The following is an 18,791-nucleotide window of genomic DNA, read 5'->3' as shown; positions in this document are numbered from 1 at the left end:
TGAGCCATACTGCATAGGGCCAGTGAGGGAGGCGGCGCGTGATCGAGTTCGAAGGGCTCCCCGAGCTCGTCGACCCGGTGCTGATCGCCGCGTTCGAGGGGTGGAACGACGCCGGCGAGGCGTCCAGCGGCGTGCTCGCGCACCTCGAGGCCGAGTGGAAGGCCACGCCACTCGTGGAGCTGGACCCCGAGGACTACTACGACTTCCAGGTGACCCGGCCGGTGATCGAGCTCGGCGACGGCCTCACCCGCTCCGTCGTCTGGCCGACCACCCGGCTGCTGCTGGCCCGCCCGCCGGGCGCCAAGCGCGACGTGGTGCTGCTGCGCGGCATCGAGCCCAACATGCGGTGGCGCTCTTTCTGCGCGGAGCTCGTGGGGCTCTGCCACGACCTCGGCGTCGAGCTGGCGATCCTGCTCGGCGCGCTGCTCAACGACTCGCCGCACACCCGCCCGGTGCCGATCACCGGCTCCGTGAGCGACCTCGGCATGGCCCGCGCGCTCAACCTGGAGCTGAACAAATACGAGGGCCCCACCGGCATCGTCGGCGTGCTCCAGCACACCCTGGGCACGGCCGGGCTGCAGACCGTGTCCCTGTGGGCGTCGGTCCCCCACTACGTCGCCCAGCCGCCCAACCCCAAGGCGACGCTGGCGCTGCTGCGCCGCATCGAGGACATGCTCGACATCCCCATGCCGTACGGCGACCTGGCCGAGGAGGCGCGGGCCTGGGAGCACGGCGTGGACGAGCTCGCCGCGCAGGACACCGAGGTCGCCGAGTACGTCAGGGAGCTGGAGGAGCGCAAGGACGCCGCCGAGCTCCCCGAGGCCAGCGGAGACGCGATCGCCGCCGAGTTCGAGCGCTACCTGCGCCGCCGCGACCGCGGCACCGACCGCTGACGCAGCCCCGGCCGAGAAGGCCGCCGCCAGAGAGCCGGCGGAACGGGAAGGAAAGACCGTGTCACGACTGGCCCGGGAGTCCTTCGCCCGCTACCTGCGTGACCACGCCGCCTGACCCGCGCCCGGACCCTAGCCCGCGAGGGCGGGCAGGCCGGTGGGGTGGCGGCGGGTGAGGGCCTCGTCGAAGCGGGTCCAGACGAGGGCGGCGAGGTCGTCGTCCACGCCGAGGGGCGCGCTGACCAGGTCGGCCCCGGCGCTCTCCAGGCGGTCGTGGAAGAAGCCGGGCGCGAGCAGGTAGGACGCGACGGCGACCCGCGGCGCGAGGCCCGACCTGGCCCGTTCCATCGCCTCGGCGACCGTCGGGGTGCCGGACGAGGCGAAGGCTGCGGTGACGGGACGCGACAGCCGTACGGACAGCAGGCGCGCGGCGGCGCGGACGTCGTCCAGGGCGGCGGGGTCGGAGGACCCGGCCGCGCCGAGGATGACGGCGTCGCAGGGCCGCAGGCCGGCGGCGGCCAGGCGCCGCGCCAGCACCGAGGTCAGCAGCGGGTGCGGGCCGAGTTGCCCGGCGACGACCGCGTCGGGCCGGGTGCGGGCGACGACGGCCGGCAGGTCGATGTGCGCGTGGTATCCCCCGGCGAGGAGCATCGGGACCACGACGACCGGTCCCGGCGCCCCCGCGAGAACGTCGGCGAGCAGCGGCGAGCTGATCTCCAGGAACCCCAGCTCGGCCCGCGCGCCGGGCCGGGCCCGGCGCACCCGCGCCGCGAGCGACTCCATCACCGACTCCCAGTGCCCGCTGCGCGCCCCGTGCGCCGCCATCACCAGAGTTGGGGTCTCCATCTCGCGCTCCTCCGCCCCGAGGCCCACAGGGCCTCCGCCGTCGTTCCCGCCGTCCAGCCGCCTCACCGCACGGGTCGCCTCACCATGGGCCGCCTCACCGCACGGGTCGCCTCACCACGGGCCGCCTCACCGGTCGTCGCGGCCGCAGGCGAGGCGGTAGCCGCGCTTGACGACGGTCTCGACGATGCCGGATGGGCCGAGCGCCCGGCGCAGCCGGGTGATCGCCATCTCGACGGCGTGCTCGGCCGAGTCGCGGGAGGGCCCGCCGGGCAGCACGACCCGCAGGTCGGCGCGGCCCACCACGTGCCCGGGGCGCTCGGCGAGCCGCTTGAGCACGGCCATCGGGGCGGGCGGCAGCGGCTTGAGGTCGCCGTCGACCACCACGGCGTGGCCGCGGATCTCCAGCTCGTGGCCGCCCGCGACGAGCCGGGTGACCCCGCTCTCCGGCAGGTGGCGGGCGAGGGTCCGGGCGAGCGCGCCGAGGCGGGCCCGGTCGGGCTGGACGACCCGTACGCCCCGCTGGGTCAGCGGCCCGGCCGTGACCGGGCCGACGCAGGCCGCGACCACGCGGGTGTCGAACGCGGCGAGCAGGGCGTCCTCCAGCCCGTCGGCGCGGGCGGCGCCCAGCATGGCCAGCACGGCGGGCGCGCTGGTGAAGGCGACCGCGTCCACCGATCCGGTGATGGCCTGGCTGATCAGGCGGCGCAGCGGCGAGGTGTCGCGGTAGGGCAGCCAGCGGTAGACGGGCACCTCGATGACGTCGGCCCCGGCCTCGCGCAGCGCGGCGACGAAGCCGTCCAGCGGCTCGCCGTGCAGCTGCACGGCGATGCGGCGCCCCCGCAGGTCCTGCGCGAGCAGGTACTCCTTGACCTCCTCGCACGACTCGGTGCCCGGCGTCCAGTAGTCCGCCAGCCCGGCAGCGCGCACGGCTCCCCTCGCCTTGGGGCCGCGGGCCAGCAGCCGGGCGCCGGCCAGGTGGGCGTTGAGGTCGGTGGACAGGCCCCAGCCCTCCGCGGCGGCCATCCAGCCGCGGAACCCCACGCCCGTGGTGACGACCACGTCGTCGATCGGTGCCTCCAGGCAGGCCCGGGTCGCGGCGAGCAGCCCGGTGTCCTCCGCCAGCGGCACGATGCGGATCGCGGGCGCCCGCACCACCCGGGCGCCCCGCCGTTCCAGGAGCGCCGAGAGCTCCTCGCTGCGGCGGGTCGCCGTCACCCCGATCGTGAACCCGGCCAGCGCGTCCGGCGCCGTCTCCAGGGTCATCGGGGCCTCCTCTAGCAGCGCGGTCATACCACGCTCACCTCCACGGTTCCGTCCGTCACACGAATGGGATAGGTCGGCACGGCGACGGCGGGGTCGTCCACGCACACGCCGGTGACCAGTGAGAACACCTGCTTGTGCATGGGCGAGGCCACGGTCGGCTCGCCACCCCTGGTGCCGACGATGCCCCGGCTCAGCACGTACGCCCCGCTGAAGGGATCGAAGTTGCCCAGGGCGTACAGGGCACCGTCGAACGTGCGGAACACCGCGACCTGCATGGTGCCGACCAGCACGGCCGCGCCGCGCTCGGGGAGCAGGTCGGTGTAGGAGCAGACCGGGGTCCAGCGGTCGGTACGGGTCGCCGTCTCGTTGAGGATGGTCATGAGCGCACTGCCTCCAGAGGAATCAGCACCGGCTTGATCTGGTCGCGTTCGGTCTCGAAGGAGATCGAGGGGTCGGGGATGCCCGGGGCGTTCACGAAGCTGACGAAGCGGCGCAGCTTGTCGGGGTCCTCGATGGCGGCGCGCCACTCGTCGACGTACGTGGCCACGTGCCGCTCCATCTGCGCGTCGAGGTCGGCGCAGATCCCGAGCGAGTCCTCCATGATCACCTCACGGAGGTAGCCGAGACCGCCGTCCAGGCCCTCCAGCCACGCGGCGGTGCGCTGCAGCCGGTCGGCGGTGCGGATGTAGAACATCAGGAACCGGTCGATGGTCCTGACCAGGTCGTCGGTGGACAGGTCGGCGGCCAGCAGGTCGGCGTGGCGGGGCTTGAAGCCGCCGTTGCCGCCGACGTACAGGTTCCAGCCCTGCTCGGTGGCGATGACGCCGAAGTCCTTCGACCTGGCCTCGGCGCACTCGCGGGCGCATCCGGAGACGGCCGACTTCAGCTTGTGCGGCGAGCGCAGCCCGCGGTAGCGCAGCTCCAGCGCGATGGCCAGGCCGACCGAGTCCTGCACGCCGTACCGGCACCAGGTGGACCCGACGCACGACTTCACCGTGCGCAGGGCCTTGCCGTACGCGTGCCCTGACTCGAAGCCGGCGTCCACGAGGCGGCGCCAGATGGCGGGCAGCTGCTCGACCCGGGCCCCGAGCAGGTCGATGCGCTGCCCGCCGGTGATCTTCGTGTAGAGCCCGAAGTCGCGGGCCACCTCGCCGATCACGATGAGCTTGTCCGGAGTGATCTCGCCGCCCGGGATGCGCGGGACCACCGAGTAGGTCCCGTTCTTCTGGATGTTGGCGAGGAAGTGGTCGTTGGTGTCCTGCAGCGTGGCCTGCTCGCCGTCGAGGATGTGGCCGCGGCCGAGGGAGGCGAGGATCGAGGCGACCACCGGCTTGCAGATGTCGCAGCCGCGGCCCGTCCCGTGCTCGGAGATGAGCTGGGAGAACGTGGTGATCCCCCGCACGCTCACGATGTCGAACAGCTCGGCCCGGCTGTGGGCGAAGTGCTCGCACAAAGCCTTGCCGACGTCGACGCCCGACTTCACCAGGATCTGCTTGAGCATCGGCACGCAGCTGCCGCAGGTGGTGCCGGCCCGGGTGCAGTCCTTGATGCCCTGCACGTCGGTCAGTCCCTTGTCGGCGATGGCCGCGCAGATCTTTCCCTTGGTGACGTTGTTGCAGGAGCAGACCTGGGCGTCGTCCGGCAGGTCGGTCGACGTGGTGCCCGCGCCCGCGAAGAGCAGGTCGCTCGGCGCGCCGGGCAGCGGCCTGCCGACGAAGGGCCGCAGCGCGTTGTACGGCCCGGCGTCGCCGACACAGATGCCGCCGAGCAGGGTCGTGGCGTCGTCGCTGACGAACAGGCGCTTGTAGACGCCGGCGACCGGGTCCATGTAGGTGACGTCGAGCGCGCCCGACATGGCCCCGAACTGCGCCACCTCGACGCCGAGCAGCTTGAGCTTGGTGGACATGTCGGCGCCGGTGAAGGCGGCCGAGCCGCGCAGGATGCGGTCGGCGGCGACCTCGGCCTGGGCGAAGCACGGCGCGACCAGGCCGTAGACCATCCCGGCCGCCAGCGCGCACTCGCCGACCGCGTAGATGTGCTCGTCGGAGGTGCGCATGCCCTCGTCCACCACGATGCCGCCGCGCTCGCCGACCTCCAGGCCGCAGTCCCGCGCGAGCTCGTCGCGCGGCCGCACGCCCGCGGAGAAGACGACGACCTGGGCGTCTACGGCCTCGCCGTCCGGCCTGACCAGCGCGGCCACCCGGCCGTCCGGCCCGGCCTCGATCGACCGGACCCCGGCGCCGGTGTGGACGGTGAGCCCGAGCGCCTCGATGTGGTTGCGCAGCACCGAGCCGCCGCCCTCGTCCACCTGGCGGGGCATCAGCCAGCCGCTCATCTCGACGACGTGCGTCTCCAGGCCGAGCCCGCGCAGGGCGTCTGCCGCCTCCAGGCCGAGCAGGCCGCCGCCGATGACCACCCCGGCGCGGGCGTCCCGCGACGCCTCCCTGATCGCGTCCAGGTCGTCGATGGTGCGGTAGACGAAGCAGCCCGGCAGGTCTTTGCCCGGCACCGGCGGCACGAACGGCGCCGACCCGGTGGCCAGCACCAGCATGTCGTACGGCTCGGTGTAGCCGGCGTCGGTGGCGACGGTGCGGGCGGCGCGGTCGACGGAGACCACCTTCACGCCGGTCCGCAGGCTCACGCCGTCCGGCACCCGGTAGGTGAGGTCGTCCACGCTCTTGCCGCTGAGATAGGAGGTGAGCGCGACCCGGTCGTAGGCCGGGCGGGGCTCCTCCCCGAACACCGTGATCGTCCCGTCGAAGCCCCGCTCGACGAGCGTCTCGATCAGGCGGTGGGCGGTCGGTCCGTGTCCCGCCACGACGAGTCTCATGCCTGGACGTTCCCTCATGCGCTCACGCCTTCCTGTTCACACAGCCAGCCGACGATGCCTTCGACCGCGTCGCGGCAGCCGCCGCACCCGGTGGTGGCCCTCGTCGCGGCGGCCACGGCCTCCACGTCACGCGCGCCGGACTCCCAGCACGCCCTGATCTGGCCCTTCGTCACGTTGTTGCACTGGCAGACCCGGGCCGAGTCCGGCATCCGGGTCGGGTTGTCGGCCGTCGCCGCGGCGGCCACGCCGGGGAACAGCAGGCCGGTCCGGTCGCCCGGGAGCGGCCCGCCCCGGTCGAACAGCTGGGTGAGCGTGCCCACGGCGGAGGTCTCGCCCAGCAGGATCGCGCCGACCAGCCGGCCGTCGCGGATGACGAGCTTGCGGTAGGTGCCCTTGTGCCGGTGGGAGAAGCGGACGATCTCCGCCTCCTCGTCGGTCAGGTGGGTCTCGCCCATCGCCGCGAGCTCCACGCTCTTGGCCTTCAGCCGGGTGACCAGCCGCGAGCCCCGGTAGCGTGCGCCCTTGTCGGCCCCGGTCAGCAGGTCGGCGAGCACCGACGCCTGCTCCCAGGCCGGTGCCACCAGGCCGTAGACCCGGCCGGCGTGCTGCGCGCACTCCCCGATGGCGAAGATCGACGGATCGTCGGTGCGCAGCTCGTCGTCCACGACGACGCCGCGCTCGACCTCCAGCCCCGCGTCGCGGGCGAGCCCGACGACCGGGCGCACGCCGCAGGCGACCACCACCAGGTCGGCGTCGACGAGCTCCCCTCCGGCCAGTTCGACGTGGCGCTCCCGCACCGCGGTCACGGTGACGCCGGTGCGGATGGCGACGCCGAGCGAGCCGAGCGTCTCCCGCAGGATGAGCCCGGCCTCCGCGTCGAGCTGGCGCTCCATCAGGTGGTCGCGCACGTGCAGCAGCGTCACCGGGACGCCCCGGCCGGCCAGCCCGCGCGCGGCCTCGATGCCGAGCAGCCCGCCGCCGATCACGACCGCGCTGCGCGCGCTCGCGGCGGCCTCCCTGATGCGGTCGCAGTCGTCCAGCGTGCGGAACGCCGTCGCCCGCTCCACGCCGGGGATCGCCGGGATCACCGGCTCGCTGCCCGTGGCCAGCACGAGCACGTCGTACGGCTCGCGCGTCCCGTCGGCCGCGACGACGGTCCGGGCGTCACGGTCGATCGCGACGACCTCGACGCCGAGGTGCGCGGTCACGTTGTGCTCGGCGTGCCAGCGGGGGCCGAGCAGCCGGACCTGGTCCGGCCGCGAGGTGCCGGCCACCACGTTCGACAGCAGCACCCGGTTGTACGGCTGCCAGGCCTCGGCGCCGAAAACGGTGATCTTGACGTGCCGGTCCCGGGCGCGCACCTCGCTGACGAGACGCGCGCCGGCCATGCCGTTCCCCACCACGACGAGCCTCACGCGCCACGCTCCCTGTCCTCGGCGGAGTCCCCACCTGTGCACCGTTCGAGAGCGGCGGCGCAGACCTTGAACTCCGGCATCCGCGACATCGGGTCGAGCGCCGGGTTGGTGAGCAGGTTGACGCCCTCCCAGTGGAACGGCATGAACACGGTGTCGGGCCGGATCGAGGTGTTGACGCGGGCCACCGCCTCGGCGGCGCCGCGGCGGCTGCGCACCCGCACGAGGTCGCCGGACGCGATGCTCAGCCGTTCGGCGAGCTCGGGGTGCACCTCCACGAAGACCTCCGGCGCGACCTGGTTGAGCGGCCGGATGCGGCGCGTCTGCGCCCCCGACTGGTAGTGGGCGAGCACCCGCCCGGAGGTCAGATAGAGGGGGAACTCCTCGTCCACGTCCTCGGCGGGCGGGCGGTGGTCCACCGGCACCATGCGGGCCCGGCCGTCGGGGGTGGCGAAGCGGTCCAGGAAGGGCCGCGGCGTCCCCGGGTGCGGTTCCGTCCCCGCTTCGGTCCCGATCTCGGTGGCGGGGCAGGGCCAGAACACGCCGGTCTCGGCCGCGATCCGCTCGTAGGTGATGCCGGAGTAGTCGGCGACGCCTCCGGCGGAGGCCCGGCGCAGCTCGTCGAAGACGGTGCGCGGGTCGGCGGGGAACTTCTCGCCGCAGCCGAGCCGCTCGGCGAGGCCGCCGAGGATCCGCAGGTCGCTGCGCGCGCCCGGCGGCGGCGCGGCGGCCTGGCGGCGCAGCAGCACCCGGCCCTCCAGGTTGGTCATCGTGCCCGACTCCTCGGCCCACTGGGTCGTGGGGAGCACGACGTCGGCCATCGCCGCGGTCTCCGACAGCACGAAGTCGGCGACGACGAGCAGGTCCAGCGCGGCCAGCCGCTCCGTCACGTGCCCGGCGCGCGGCGCGGAGACGACGGGGTTGGAGCCGAACAGCAGCAGCGCCCTCGGCCCCTCCGGAGTGCCGAGCGCGTCGAGCAGTTCGTACGCCGACCTGCCGGGTCCGGGCAGGTCGTCGGGGTCGACGCCCCACACGGCCGCGACGTGCGCCCGCGCCGCCGGGTCGTCGATCTTGCGGTAGCCGGGGAGCTGGTCGGCCTTCTGGCCGTGCTCCCGGCCGCCCTGGCCGTTGCCCTGGCCGGTCACGCAGCCGTACCCGGAGCCCTCCCGGCCCGGCAGGCCGAGGGTGAGCGCCAGGTTGACGAACGCGGTGACGGTGTCGGTGCCCTTGGCGTGCTGCTCCGCGCCCCGGCCGGTCAGGATCATGGCGCGTCCGGCCTCGCCGAGGATGCGCACCGCCTCGCGCATCTGGGCGACGGGGACGCCGGTGAGGCGCTCCACCCGCTCGGGCCACCAGGCCGATACGGAGTCGCGCACGGCCTCGAAGCCGGTGGTGCGCGCGGTGAGGTAGCCGAGGTCGGCGTAGCCCTCGGCGACCGCGATGTGCAGCAGGCCCAGCGCCAGCGCGAGGTCGGTGCCCGGGGTGGCCTGCAGGTGCAGGTCGGCCAGCCGAGCGGTCTGCGTGAGGCGGGGGTCGATCATGACGAGCCGGCCGCCCCGGGACCGCATCGCGGTCAGGTGCCGCACGAAGGGGGGCATGGTCTCGGCGACGTTCCCCCCGGCGAGCAGGACCGCGTCCGCCCGGCCGATGTCGGTGATGGGGAACGGCAGGCCGCGGTCCATCCCGAAGGCGCGGTTGACGGCGGCCGCCGCCGAGGACATGCAGAACCTGCCGTTGTAGTCGATCTGGCTGGTCCGCAGCGCCACCCGGGCGAACTTGCCGAGCTGGTAGGCCTTCTCGTTGGTCAGCCCGCCGCCGCCGAACACCGCCACGGCGTCCGGGCCGTGCTCGGCCCGGATGGCCCGCAGGCGCCCGGCGGTGTAGTCGAGCGCCTCCTCCCAGGTCACCGGCTTCCCGTGGAGCAGCGGGGTGGTGATCCGTTCGGGCGAGGTGAGCAGTTCGGCCGCCGTCCAGCCCTTCTGGCACAGGCCGCCGGCGTTGGCCGGGATGTCCTCCCTGGGGGTGATCTCGCCGTTCGCGACGTGCATGCCGCACTGCAGGGCGCAGTACGGGCAGTGCGTGGCCGAGCCCACTGTGGTGTCCCCGTGGACCTGTGACATCACAGGACCGGGAGCGTGCAGTGAGATCGGCATGGATCCGATGGTGGGTACAGGCGGTTTCACCGCTGGGTCCCTTCTGTTACCGCTGTGCTACAAGGCGCCAACCGCGCTAACTTCGGCGATCGCGGCGTGGTGAGAGACCTCGTCGTCTCCGGAGCTCACTTGTGCTGTCGCCGCCGGTGAGACGTACGGCGGAAAAGAGCGGGCGCCGCACTGGCGCCCGCCGGGGTGGGGGGTCCGGTGACGGGTCAGACGCGCGCCGCCGCCAGGCTGGGGGCCGCCTTCGCGCCGAGGGTCCGCATGTAGCAGAACCAGGTGACGGCGAAGCACAGCGCGTAGAAGGCGGCGAAGGCCGCCAGCGCCGCTCCGGCGCCGCCCGTGGCGGCGATGGAGCTGCCGAACCCGCGGTTGATGAAGAAGCCGCCGAACGCGCCGATCGCGGAGATGAAGCCGATGGCCGCCGACGCGTCGCGCTTGCCGATGCGCAGCGCCTCCTCGTACGCGGGCGTGCCGGGCTCGACGCCCGCGACGGCCTTGGCGCGGAAGATGGCGGGGATCATCCGGTACGTGGAGCCGTTGCCGATGCCCGCGGTGCCGATCAGCAGCATGAAGGCCACGAAGAACAGCGCGAAGTTGTGGGCGGACATGGCCTGCCACACGAGGAGCACCGCGCCGATCATCGCGGCGAAGTTCCAGAACGTGACCGCGGCGCCGCCGAGGCGGTCCGACAGCCAGCCGCCGGCGGGCCGGATGAGCGAACCGACCAGCGGGCCGAGGAACGCCAGCGAGACCATCGAGGCGTGCTCGGCGAACTGCGACTTGATCAGCAGCGGGAAGGCCGTCGAGTAACCGATGAACGAGCCGAACGTGCCGATGTAGAGGAGCGACATGATCCACGTCTGGGCCCGGCCGGCCGCCTTGGCCATCTCCCTCGGCTCCGCCTTGGCCGAGGTGAGGTTGTCCATGAAGAAGTACGCCCCGGCGGCGGCGAGCAGGATGAACGGCACCCAGAACAGTCCGGCCGCGGCGAGCCCGAAGCCCCCGATGACCAGCGGCATCAGCAGCTGCACCGAGCTGACGCCGATGTTGCCGCCCGCGGCGTTCAGGCCGAGGGCCGCGCCCTGCTTGTTCTGCGGGTAGAAGTAGGTGATGTTGGCCATGCTGGAGGCGAAGTTGCCGCCGCCGACCCCGGCCGTCGCCGCGATGGCGAGAAACGCCCAGTAGGGCGTGCCCGGGTCGCTCACCGCGACCGCCAGCAGCACCGCCGGCACCAGCAGCAGCAGCGCGCTGACCACCGTCCAGTTGCGCCCGCCGAACCGCGCGGGCGCGAAGGTGTAGGGGATGCGCAGCGCGGAGCCGACGAGGTTGGGCAGGGAGACGATCCAGAACAGCTGGTCGGTGGAGAACTTGTAGCCGCCGAGCTTGACGGCGACGATGCTCCAGACGGTCCACAGCGTGAAGCCCAGGTGCTCGGCCAGGATCGAGAACACCAGGTTGCGCCGGGCCGTCCTCTTCCCGGTGCCCTCCCAGAACGCGGGATCGTCCGGCCGCCAGTCACCGATCCACCGGCCCTTCCCTGGCTCGCCGGTAGCCGTGTTCGCCGCCTGCGTCACGGTCATCTTTCCTCCTGCGTCTCGTGTCAGCTGGGGGCGTCTTTCTCAGCTGGGGACCGGTACCGACGCTAGGAAGGGGTCGTTACGCACTTTGACGATGTGTGATCGTGCGGCCGTTACATGTGCCGCACCCCGGAAACATGCAATCCACAGGCATAACGGATGCAACACCGCGGAAACGATCGGTCGCCCGCGCGGGGCTCCGCGTTAAGGCGGCGTGTCACCGGCCGCACCCGTGCCGCCCGGCGCCCGGTACGCGGTGGTCGCAGGCCGTCACGGAAGGCCGGCGCCCTGGCCACAGAGAATTCGGGGAGCACCTCATGCGGCCATTTCACGACATTCCCGTGATCACGGTACTGCTGTTTCGTGACCGGGGTGCGCCGTTTCCGCCCCCGGAGTGGCACCGGCATGGCACGGACATTTCGGCTGACATGTGACCGGTTTCCCGGCCGCAGGAATATCCGCGGTGACGGACGGGGATATCGAAGCCGCCTCCCGCCTGATGCGGGCCCGTGAGGGCCCGCGCCCACCCGGGAGGACGGATTGCCAGCGATCTCGCGTCGCGCGTTCCTGTCGTCGGCGTACCTGTCCGTGGCGCTGCTGTCCGCGCAGGGCGGGATCACCGCACTGGCCGGGCCCGCCCTGGCGGCCCGTGGCCCCCGGCGGCCGCGCGTGTACACCCGCTCCGAGTGGCGGGCCGACCCGCCCAGGAGCAAGGCCGAGGTGCTCGACCGGGCCCCCGACCGGCTCGTCGTCCACCACACGGCGACCGCGAACACCGGCGCGGCCGACCTGGAGGCGGCCTTCCGGCTGTCCCGGTCGATCCAGCGCTACCACATGCGGCGCAACGGCTGGGAGGACATCGGCGAGCAGTTCACGGTCAGCCGGGGCGGCTACGTCCTGGAAGGCCGCAACCGCTCGCTGCCGGCCGCCGAGGCGGGTAAGCACGTGCTGGGGGCGCAGGCGGCCGACCACAACGACCACACGCTGGGCATCGAGACGGAGGGGACCTACACCTCCTGCCTGCCGCCCGCCCGGCAGCTGGCCGCGCTGACCTCCCTGCTGGCGTGGCTGTGCGACGCGTACGAGCTGGACCCCCGTGTGGCCATCGTCGGCCACCGCGACCTCAACCGGACCGCCTGCCCGGGCGACCGCCTCTACGCGTACCTGCCGCAGCTGCGGGCCGACGTGGCGCGCCGCCTGGGCGGCCGGGCGCCCCGCCGCCTCGGGGCCGTGCCGCCGTGGCCGGCGCTGCCGGACGGCTCCGTCGACGGCTACGGCGAGGGTACGGCGCTCGTCGGCGACCTGCCGTTCGAGCACGGCCCGGCGGTCGGCCCGCACGACCTGACCCGGCACCCCCGCGTCCTCTGACGGACGCGGGGGCGGGGGCAGGCGGCGTCAGAGGCGTCCGGCGTCGAGGCCGCGGCGCTCCAGGGCCGGCAGCCCGCCGCCCGTCACGCCGATGAACTTGCCCTCGTACTCGAAGACCCGGAAGGCCGGCTGGCGCTCCGCGTACTCCCGGAAGACCAGGTTGTCCTGGATATCGTCCATGACCAGCACGTGCTGCCGGGTCAGGTGCGGGCGCACGCGCCGCAGGAAGAACTCCCGGCCCTTCCTGGTCTTGTCCGAGTCGTAGTGGACGAGGTCGACCATGGTGTCCGGGCTCAGCAGCTCCTCCAGGTTACGCCGGTCGCCCCGGACGCGCAGCGTCCACCGGTGCCTGAGGTCGCCGGGGACGACATATCCGATGTACCGCTCGGGATCGGGCAGCCGGAAGAAGGGGAAGTCGCTGGACAGCAGGCGGCCGTTCGCGTTGGCGCGCATGGCGGCGAGGATCGCGGTGGTGGACCAGCCGGCCGCCACGCCCGTCTCCAGGGCGAGCGCGGGCCGGACGATCCTCGTCAGCAGGTAGAGAAGCTCGACCCCGCCCCCGCCGCCGAGGTTCACGCCCGCCTCCGCGAGCCGCTCCAGCCGTGGCCGCACCGCGTCGGCGTGGGCGCGGGCGAACGCCCGGCCCTCCCGCCACACCACGGGGTCGACGGCGCTCCCCCAGGCGTCCAGGTCCCGCGCGTGCCACGCCGCCCAGCGGCGGGCGGCGTCCCTCTCCCGGTCGTGCCCGTGGCCGAGGCGCACCCACGCCTTCCGCAGCATCACCGGCAGGTACGAGGGCCGGGCGGCGTTCCTGACAACGACTCGGACGTTCCTCACGACGTGCCCTCCCCTCACGCTCGGCGGCCCAGCAGGGGGCGCCACCAGTCTTGGTGGTCCCGGTACCACCGGATCACCTCGGCCAGCCCTTCGTCGAAGTCCATGCGGGGCTCGTGGCCGATCGCGCGGATCCGGCCGCTGTCCAGCGCGTAGCGCCGGTCGTGCCCGGCCCGGTCGGGCACATACTCGACCATCTCCCACCCGGCGCCGAACGCGTCGAGGATCCGCCGCGTGAGGTCGAGGTTGCTGAGCTCCACTCCCCCGCCGATGTTGTAGACCTCGCCGGGCTCCCCCTTGTCCAGCACGACCTGGATGCCCCGGCAGTGGTCGTCGACGTGCAGCCACTCCCGCACGTTGCGGCCGTCGCCGTACAACGGCACGGGCCGCCCGTCGATCAGGTTGGTGACGAACAGCGGGACGACCTTCTCCGGGAACTGGTACGGCCCGTAGTTGTTCGAGCACCGCGTCACCCGCACGTCCAGCCCGTACGTGCGGTGGTAGGCGCGGCACAGCAGGTCGGCGCCGGCCTTGGCGGCGGAGTAGGGCGAGTTCGGCAGCAGCGGCTCCGCCTCCGTCCACGCGCCCGCGTCGATCGACCCGTAGACCTCGTCGGTGGAGACCTGGACGAAGGTGCCGACGCCCGACTCCAGCGCGGCCTGCAGCAGCCGCTGCGTGCCCAGCACGTTGGTCGTGACGAAGTCGCCCGCACCGCTGATGGAGCGGTCGACGTGCGTCTCCGCGGCGAAGTTCACCACGACGTCGTGCCCGGGGACCAGGTCGCCCAGCAGGCCCGCGTCGCACACGTCGCCGAGGACGAACACGAGGCGGGGATCGCCCGCGACCGGGGCGAGGTTCGCCGGGTTGCCGGCGTAGGTCAGCTTGTCGAGCACCGTGACCCGGGTGTCCTCGTGCCCCGGGTAGACCCCCGCCAGCAGTGACCGCACGTAGTGGGAGCCGATGAACCCGGCGCCCCCGGTGACCAGGATCCTCATGCGCGCACCTGCACCTTGCTGTGATCCCCGACCATGAGCTGATAGGTGTTCGGCACCCCCGTCGCCCGGGTGACCTCGACGTACCGGCCGATCAGCGAGTGGGTGAGGCCGGAGACGCCCCTGATGGCCGACTCGCCGAGCACGATGCTGTAGTCGACCTCGGCGTCGTCGAGCACGCAGCCCTCCCCGATGGAGGTGTAGGGGCCGACGTACGAGCCGATGATCTTGGTGTCGGCGCCGATGACGGCCGGTCCCCGGATGACCGAGCGCTCCACGACGGCCCCGGGGGCGATGACGACCCGGCCGGTGATGTCGGAGAGGCCGTCCACGCTGCCGCCGACGTCGGGCTCGATCGCCTCCAGGACCATGCGGTTGCACTCCAGCATGTCCTCCAGGCGCCCGGTGTCCTTCCAGTAGCCCGTGACGAAGTGCGACTGGACGCTGCGGCCGGTGTCGATCAGCCATTTGATCGCGTCGGTGATCTCCAGCTCGCCCCGGGCGGACGGCCTGATCGCGCGCACCGCCTCGTGGATCGCCGGCGAGAACGTGTAGACCCCGACGATCGCGAGGTCGCTGCGCGGGAACTCCGGCTTCTCCTGCAGCCCGACGATCTCCCCGTCCGGCCCGAGCTCGGCCACGCCGTAGAACTGGGGCTCGGCCACCCGGGTGAGCAGGATGCGCGCGTCGCAGCCGGCCGCGCGGAAGGCGTCGACCAGCCCCGTGATGCCGTCGACGAGGAAGTTGTCGCCGAGATACATCACGAACGGCTCGTCGGCCAGGAACTCCCTGGCGATGAGCACGCAGTGCGCCAGACCGAGCGGGGCCTCCTGCTCGATGTAGGTGACGTCGAGCCCGAACGCGGAACCGTCGCCGACGGCATCCCGCACCTCACGGCCGGTGTCCCCCAGGATGATCCCCACGCTGGTGATGCCGGCGTCCCTGATCGCCTCCAGCCCGTAGAAGAGCACCGGTTTGTTCGCGACCGGGACGAGTTGCTTGGCCGAGGTGTGGGTGAGCGGGCGCAGCCTCGATCCCTTGCCGCCCGCCAGAACGAGTGCCTTCACCGCTCACGCAGTCCTTTCATACTCTGCTCAGACTCCCTGCGTCCTCCTTCGCGGGCTGCTCCCGCGAAGCGGCCTTCACCAGCACGTGCCGGGTCATCGCGAACGTGAGCGGGACGGTCACGCACATCGTCAGCGGCAGGGCCGCCCGGCCGTCGACCCCGATCCGCGTCAGCAGCGTCAGCAGGGCCAGACCGGTGGCGTACTGGGCCAGGTAGACGGCCGGGAAGCGGACGGCGGAACCGGCCGACGCCCTCACCCGGAACACGAACACGCTGTTGACGACGTAGGACAGGGCGATGCCGAGCAGGAAGACGGCCGAATAGGCGACGGCGGGCGGCAGCCACCGCGAGAGGACCACGAAGAGCCCGTACGTGACGGCGGTGTTCAGCGCGCCGCCGGTGAGGAAGCGGGCGAACCTGGAGCTCCTCACCCGCGCGCCGCTCGTCCCGCGGCGAGCTTCCGGAACTCCTCGTACGCGCCGACGTAGTCGTCCGGGTCGTAGTGGTCGGAGGCGAACACCAGGAGCACGGCGTCCGGCGAGTACCGGTACTGCGTGCCCCAGATCATGGCCGGCATGTGGACGCCCAGGCTGGGGCGGTCCAGCGTGACCTCACGGCGGTCGTGCCCGTCGTCCAGCAGGACCCGGCACGAGCCGCGCGCGCAGACCAGGAACTGCTCGCAGCTGCGGTGCGCGTGCTCGCCCCGCACCTCGTGGCCCGGCACGCCGGAGACCAGGAAGAAGCGTCTGGGCGTGAACGGCAGCTCGCGGCCGAACTCGCCGACGGAAAGCTCGCCGCGCGGGTCGCGGAAGAGGCGCAGTTCGTGCAGGCTCGCCCCGCCGACGCCGAGTTCTGTCCTGCCCGGGCGCGGCGTGCCGTCGCTCTCCGCGGGAGTGGCGGGTTTCCGAGCCACGGCGGTGTATCCGCTGACCCGCGCCGGGTTGCCCACCACGATCGCGTTCGGCGGCACCGGGCGCGTCACGACGGCTCCCGCGCCCACCATCGCCCCGGCGCCGATCTCCACGCCGGGCAGGATCGTGCTGTTCGCCCCGATGGACGCGCCCGCGCGGACCACCGTACGGGCGAACGTGGCGGGACGGACCCAGCTGCGCGGGAAGGGGTCGTTGGTGAACGTCGCGTTGGGGCCGACGAACACGTCGTCCTCGATCGTGACGCCGTCCCAGAGCTGGACGCCGCACTTGACGGTCACCCGGTCGCCCACGACGACGTCGTTCTCGACGAAGACGCCGTCGCAGATGTTGCAGTCGGCGCCGATCCGCGCCCCCGGGAGCACGTGCGCGAAGGCCCAGACCCGGGTGCCGGCGCCGACGTGGGCGGTCTCACAGAGGGCCTGCGGGTGGATGCGGGGCTGCTTCACGGCCGCCTGCCGGAGTGAAGGAGATCGGAGAGGGCGCCGGAGGTCCCGGGGGCGCCGTCGAAGGAGAGCGCCGAGCTCACCAGGGCGAGGGGCCGTTTCTTGGTGTTCTCGTAGCTCCGCCAGACGTAGGAGCCGAGGAACCCGAGGCCGAGGGTGTTGAGCGCGCCGAAGAACGTGATGACCAGGATGGTGGTCGTGTAGCCCGCCGCCGCGATCTGCCCGGTCAGCCGCATGACGACGACGAAGACGGCGAGGAAGGCGGCGAACGCGAACCCGAGCGCGCCGAGCACCGTGAGGATCCGGATCGGCAGGTCGGTGAAGGCGAAGACGCTGTCGAGCAGATAGTCGACCTTCTTGCGGAACGTCCAGGTGCTCTTGCCGAACGCCCGCGCGCGCCGCTCGAACGGCACCTCGCTGCGCCGGAAGCCGAGCCAGTAGACGAGCCCGACCAGCGAGCTGTTGGCCTCCTCCAGCCGCAGCAGCTCGTCCCTGATGCGCTTGTTGCAGCCGAAGACGTCGACGCCTCCGCGCGGGATGTCCCGGACGACGAACCGGCGGTAGAAGCTCCAGAAGACGCCGGCCGCCAGGCGGGAGGGGCCCGGGTCCTCACGCGACCTGCGGACGCCCACCGCGATGTCCGCCCGGTCCTCCACGAGCTCGTCGAGGAAACCGAGCAGCAGCTCCGGGGGTTCCTGGAGGTCGGCGCTGATCACGGCGAAGTAGTCGCCGCGGGCCGCCCGCAGGCCGGTGCGGATGGCGGCGAAGGCGCCGAAGTTGCGCGCGTGCAGCAGCAGCTGGGAGCGGAACGGCGCCTGCGCCAGGGCCGTCCGCAGCAGCTCGTGGCTGTCGTCCGGGCTCGCGTCGACCACGAAGACGAACTCCACGGGCATCCCGTGGCGTTCCGCGACGGCCGCGCTCACGCCGCCGAACTCCGCGATCAGCGCGGGGACGAACTCCGCGTTCCGGTAGACGGGAACGATCACCGAGAACATCGCGTCACCACGCGCCGACGGCGGAGATCACCCGGGTGACCTCCTCGTCGGTGAGCTCGGGGAAGCAGGGCAGCGTCAGGACCGAGGCCGTCAGCGCGTCGGTGACCGGAAGGGCGACCGGAACGTCCCGGTCACCGGCCCTGCCCGGCACGGCCTGGCGGTGGTCGGCCACCGGGTAGTGGACGTCCGTCAGGATCGACGCGCGGGCGAGGTGCGCCCGCAGCGCCTCCCTGTCGTCGCTCACGACGACGTAGAGGTGGGCGGCGAACTCCTCCCCGTACACCGGCGGGCAGGTCACCCGCGCGCCGCGAATCTCCCGGGAGTAGCGGGCCGCGATCTCCCGGCGCCGCCGGTTCCAGCCGTCGAGCAGGGGCAGCCGGGCCCGCAGGACCGCGGCCTGCACCTCGTCGAGGCGGCTGTTGCGCCCGCCCGCCGTCGCGACCCGGTATTTCGGCTCCCAGCCGTACTGCCGCAGCCGCCTGACCCGCTCGGCCACCTCGGCGCTGCCGGTGACGACGGCGCCGCCGTCGCCGAGAGCGCCGAGGTTCTTGGTCGGGAAGAAGCTGAAGCTCGCCGCGGCGCCGAAGGAGCCGGCGCGCCGGCCGTCCCGGCGGGCGCCGTGGGCCTGGGCGCAGTCCTCGAGGACGGGGACCCCCGCCCGGTTCGCGAGGTCCAGCACGGTCTCCATGTCGTGCAGCAGCCCGTAGAGGTGGGTGACGACGACCGCGTCGAGGACGTGCTCGTCCAGGACCTGCTTGAGGTGAGCGAGGTCCATCAGCCTCGTCTCGTGGTCCACGTCGACGAACACCGGCCGCGCGCCGAGCGCCGTCAGGGCGGTCGTCGTGTAGGGGCCCGCGTTGGCGACCGTGGCCACCCGGCCGCCCGGGCCGGCGCCGAGCGCGCGCAGCCCGAGCTCGATGGCGTCGGTTCCGTTGGCGACGCCCACGCAGTGGGCCGTGCCGCAGAACTCGGCGAACTCCTTCTCGAAGAACTCGCACTCCTCGCCCAGGACGTACCGGCCGCTGCCCAGCACCCGTCCGACGGAGGCGCTCACCTCCTTCTCCGACACGCGCGCGTGCCGGCGGAGGTCGTTCACCGGGATCTGCTCAGCCACGTCTTCCCTCGCTGTCTCGAAACGCTCGACGTGCTCAGCGCGATCAGACCACCGGCTCCCCGCCGCAGGA

The 18,791-nt window shown here is 72.9% G+C and carries 16 protein-coding genes; 2 read left to right on the top strand and 14 right to left on the bottom strand.

Going from position 1 to position 18,791, the window contains the following annotated elements:
- Nucleotides 1-38: 38 nt before the first annotated feature.
- Nucleotides 39-893: a PAC2 family protein gene (locus tag F5972_RS18040; RefSeq protein ID WP_150934730.1), complete on the top strand. Its 855-nt coding sequence runs from the start codon at nucleotides 39-41 to the stop codon at nucleotides 891-893.
- Between the two features lie 129 nt (nucleotides 894-1,022).
- On the opposite strand, the gene F5972_RS18035 is transcribed toward F5972_RS18040, so the two are convergent.
- The 7 genes from F5972_RS18035 to F5972_RS18005 all read right to left on the bottom strand — a co-directional run bounded on the left by F5972_RS18035 (nucleotide 1,023) and on the right by F5972_RS18005 (nucleotide 10,980).
- A complete protein-coding gene (locus tag F5972_RS18035) occupies nucleotides 1,023-1,736 on the bottom strand; it encodes a sirohydrochlorin chelatase (RefSeq protein ID WP_150934729.1) in 714 nt (237 codons plus the stop codon).
- A gap of 126 nt (nucleotides 1,737-1,862) precedes the next feature.
- Entirely contained in the window at nucleotides 1,863-3,026 is a 1,164-nt protein-coding gene (locus F5972_RS18030; RefSeq protein ID WP_150934728.1) for a uroporphyrinogen-III synthase, read from the bottom strand.
- Nucleotides 3,023-3,379: a nitrite reductase small subunit NirD gene (nirD, locus tag F5972_RS18025; protein ID WP_150934727.1), complete on the bottom strand. Its 357-nt coding sequence runs from the start codon at nucleotides 3,377-3,379 to the stop codon at nucleotides 3,023-3,025. Before nirD ends, F5972_RS18030 begins: the two co-directional genes overlap by 4 nt.
- Nucleotides 3,376-5,829, bottom strand: coding sequence for a nitrite reductase large subunit NirB (nirB, locus tag F5972_RS18020; RefSeq protein WP_150934726.1), 2,454 nt, complete (start codon nucleotides 5,827-5,829; stop codon nucleotides 3,376-3,378). Before nirB ends, nirD begins: the two co-directional genes overlap by 4 nt.
- Before the next feature lie 14 nt (nucleotides 5,830-5,843).
- Nucleotides 5,844-7,244, bottom strand: a complete 1,401-nt coding sequence (locus tag F5972_RS18015) for an FAD-dependent oxidoreductase (RefSeq protein ID WP_150934725.1) — start codon at nucleotides 7,242-7,244, stop codon at nucleotides 5,844-5,846.
- Nucleotides 7,241-9,361, bottom strand: coding sequence for a molybdopterin oxidoreductase family protein (locus F5972_RS18010; protein WP_225311664.1), 2,121 nt, complete (start codon nucleotides 9,359-9,361; stop codon nucleotides 7,241-7,243). The genes F5972_RS18015 and F5972_RS18010 overlap by 4 nt, the downstream gene beginning before the upstream one ends.
- 248 nt (nucleotides 9,362-9,609) lie before the next feature.
- A complete protein-coding gene (locus tag F5972_RS18005) occupies nucleotides 9,610-10,980 on the bottom strand; it encodes an MFS transporter (RefSeq protein WP_150934723.1) in 1,371 nt (456 codons plus the stop codon).
- Between the two features lie 537 nt (nucleotides 10,981-11,517).
- Between F5972_RS18005 and F5972_RS18000 the strand changes: the two genes are divergently transcribed.
- Complete coding sequence (locus F5972_RS18000) at nucleotides 11,518-12,345, top strand: peptidoglycan recognition protein family protein (protein ID WP_225311603.1); 828 nt, start codon at nucleotides 11,518-11,520, stop codon at nucleotides 12,343-12,345.
- A 27-nt stretch (nucleotides 12,346-12,372) separates the two neighbouring features.
- Here the strand turns inward: F5972_RS18000 and F5972_RS17995 are convergent, their stop codons facing one another.
- From F5972_RS17995 to F5972_RS17965, 7 genes are read right to left on the bottom strand one after another with little or no spacing between them, the layout of a single operon-like run.
- Nucleotides 12,373-13,182 carry a class I SAM-dependent methyltransferase gene (locus F5972_RS17995; RefSeq protein ID WP_150934722.1) on the bottom strand — a complete coding sequence of 270 codons (810 nt, stop codon included), beginning with the start codon at nucleotides 13,180-13,182 and terminating at the stop codon, nucleotides 12,373-12,375.
- A 14-nt stretch (nucleotides 13,183-13,196) separates the two neighbouring features.
- On the bottom strand, nucleotides 13,197-14,174 hold the full coding sequence (gene rfbB, locus F5972_RS17990; RefSeq protein ID WP_150934721.1) for a dTDP-glucose 4,6-dehydratase: 978 nt from the start codon (nucleotides 14,172-14,174) through the stop codon (nucleotides 13,197-13,199).
- The gene (locus F5972_RS17985; protein WP_150934720.1) at nucleotides 14,171-15,238 is read right to left on the bottom strand and encodes a glucose-1-phosphate thymidylyltransferase; all 1,068 of its coding nucleotides are present in this window, start codon (nucleotides 15,236-15,238) and stop codon (nucleotides 14,171-14,173) included. The genes rfbB and F5972_RS17985 overlap by 4 nt, the downstream gene beginning before the upstream one ends.
- A 16-nt stretch (nucleotides 15,239-15,254) precedes the next feature.
- Entirely contained in the window at nucleotides 15,255-15,668 is a 414-nt protein-coding gene (locus tag F5972_RS17980) for a GtrA family protein (protein WP_150934719.1), read from the bottom strand.
- Nucleotides 15,665-16,615, bottom strand: a complete 951-nt coding sequence (locus tag F5972_RS39395) for a WxcM-like domain-containing protein (protein WP_150934718.1) — start codon at nucleotides 16,613-16,615, stop codon at nucleotides 15,665-15,667. Before F5972_RS39395 ends, F5972_RS17980 begins: the two co-directional genes overlap by 4 nt.
- Nucleotides 16,612-17,607, bottom strand: a complete 996-nt coding sequence (locus F5972_RS17970; RefSeq protein WP_150934717.1) for a glycosyltransferase family 2 protein — start codon at nucleotides 17,605-17,607, stop codon at nucleotides 16,612-16,614. The genes F5972_RS39395 and F5972_RS17970 overlap by 4 nt, the downstream gene beginning before the upstream one ends.
- Nucleotides 17,608-17,611: 4 nt before the next feature.
- Entirely contained in the window at nucleotides 17,612-18,721 is a 1,110-nt protein-coding gene (locus F5972_RS17965) for a DegT/DnrJ/EryC1/StrS family aminotransferase (RefSeq protein ID WP_150934716.1), read from the bottom strand.
- Nucleotides 18,722-18,791: the final 70 nt, after the last annotated feature.

The organism is Microbispora cellulosiformans, from assembly GCF_008728085.1.
Lineage (GTDB): Bacteria > Actinomycetota > Actinomycetes > Streptosporangiales > Streptosporangiaceae > Microbispora > Microbispora amethystogenes.
This window is presented reverse-complemented; position numbering and strand designations above follow the sequence as displayed.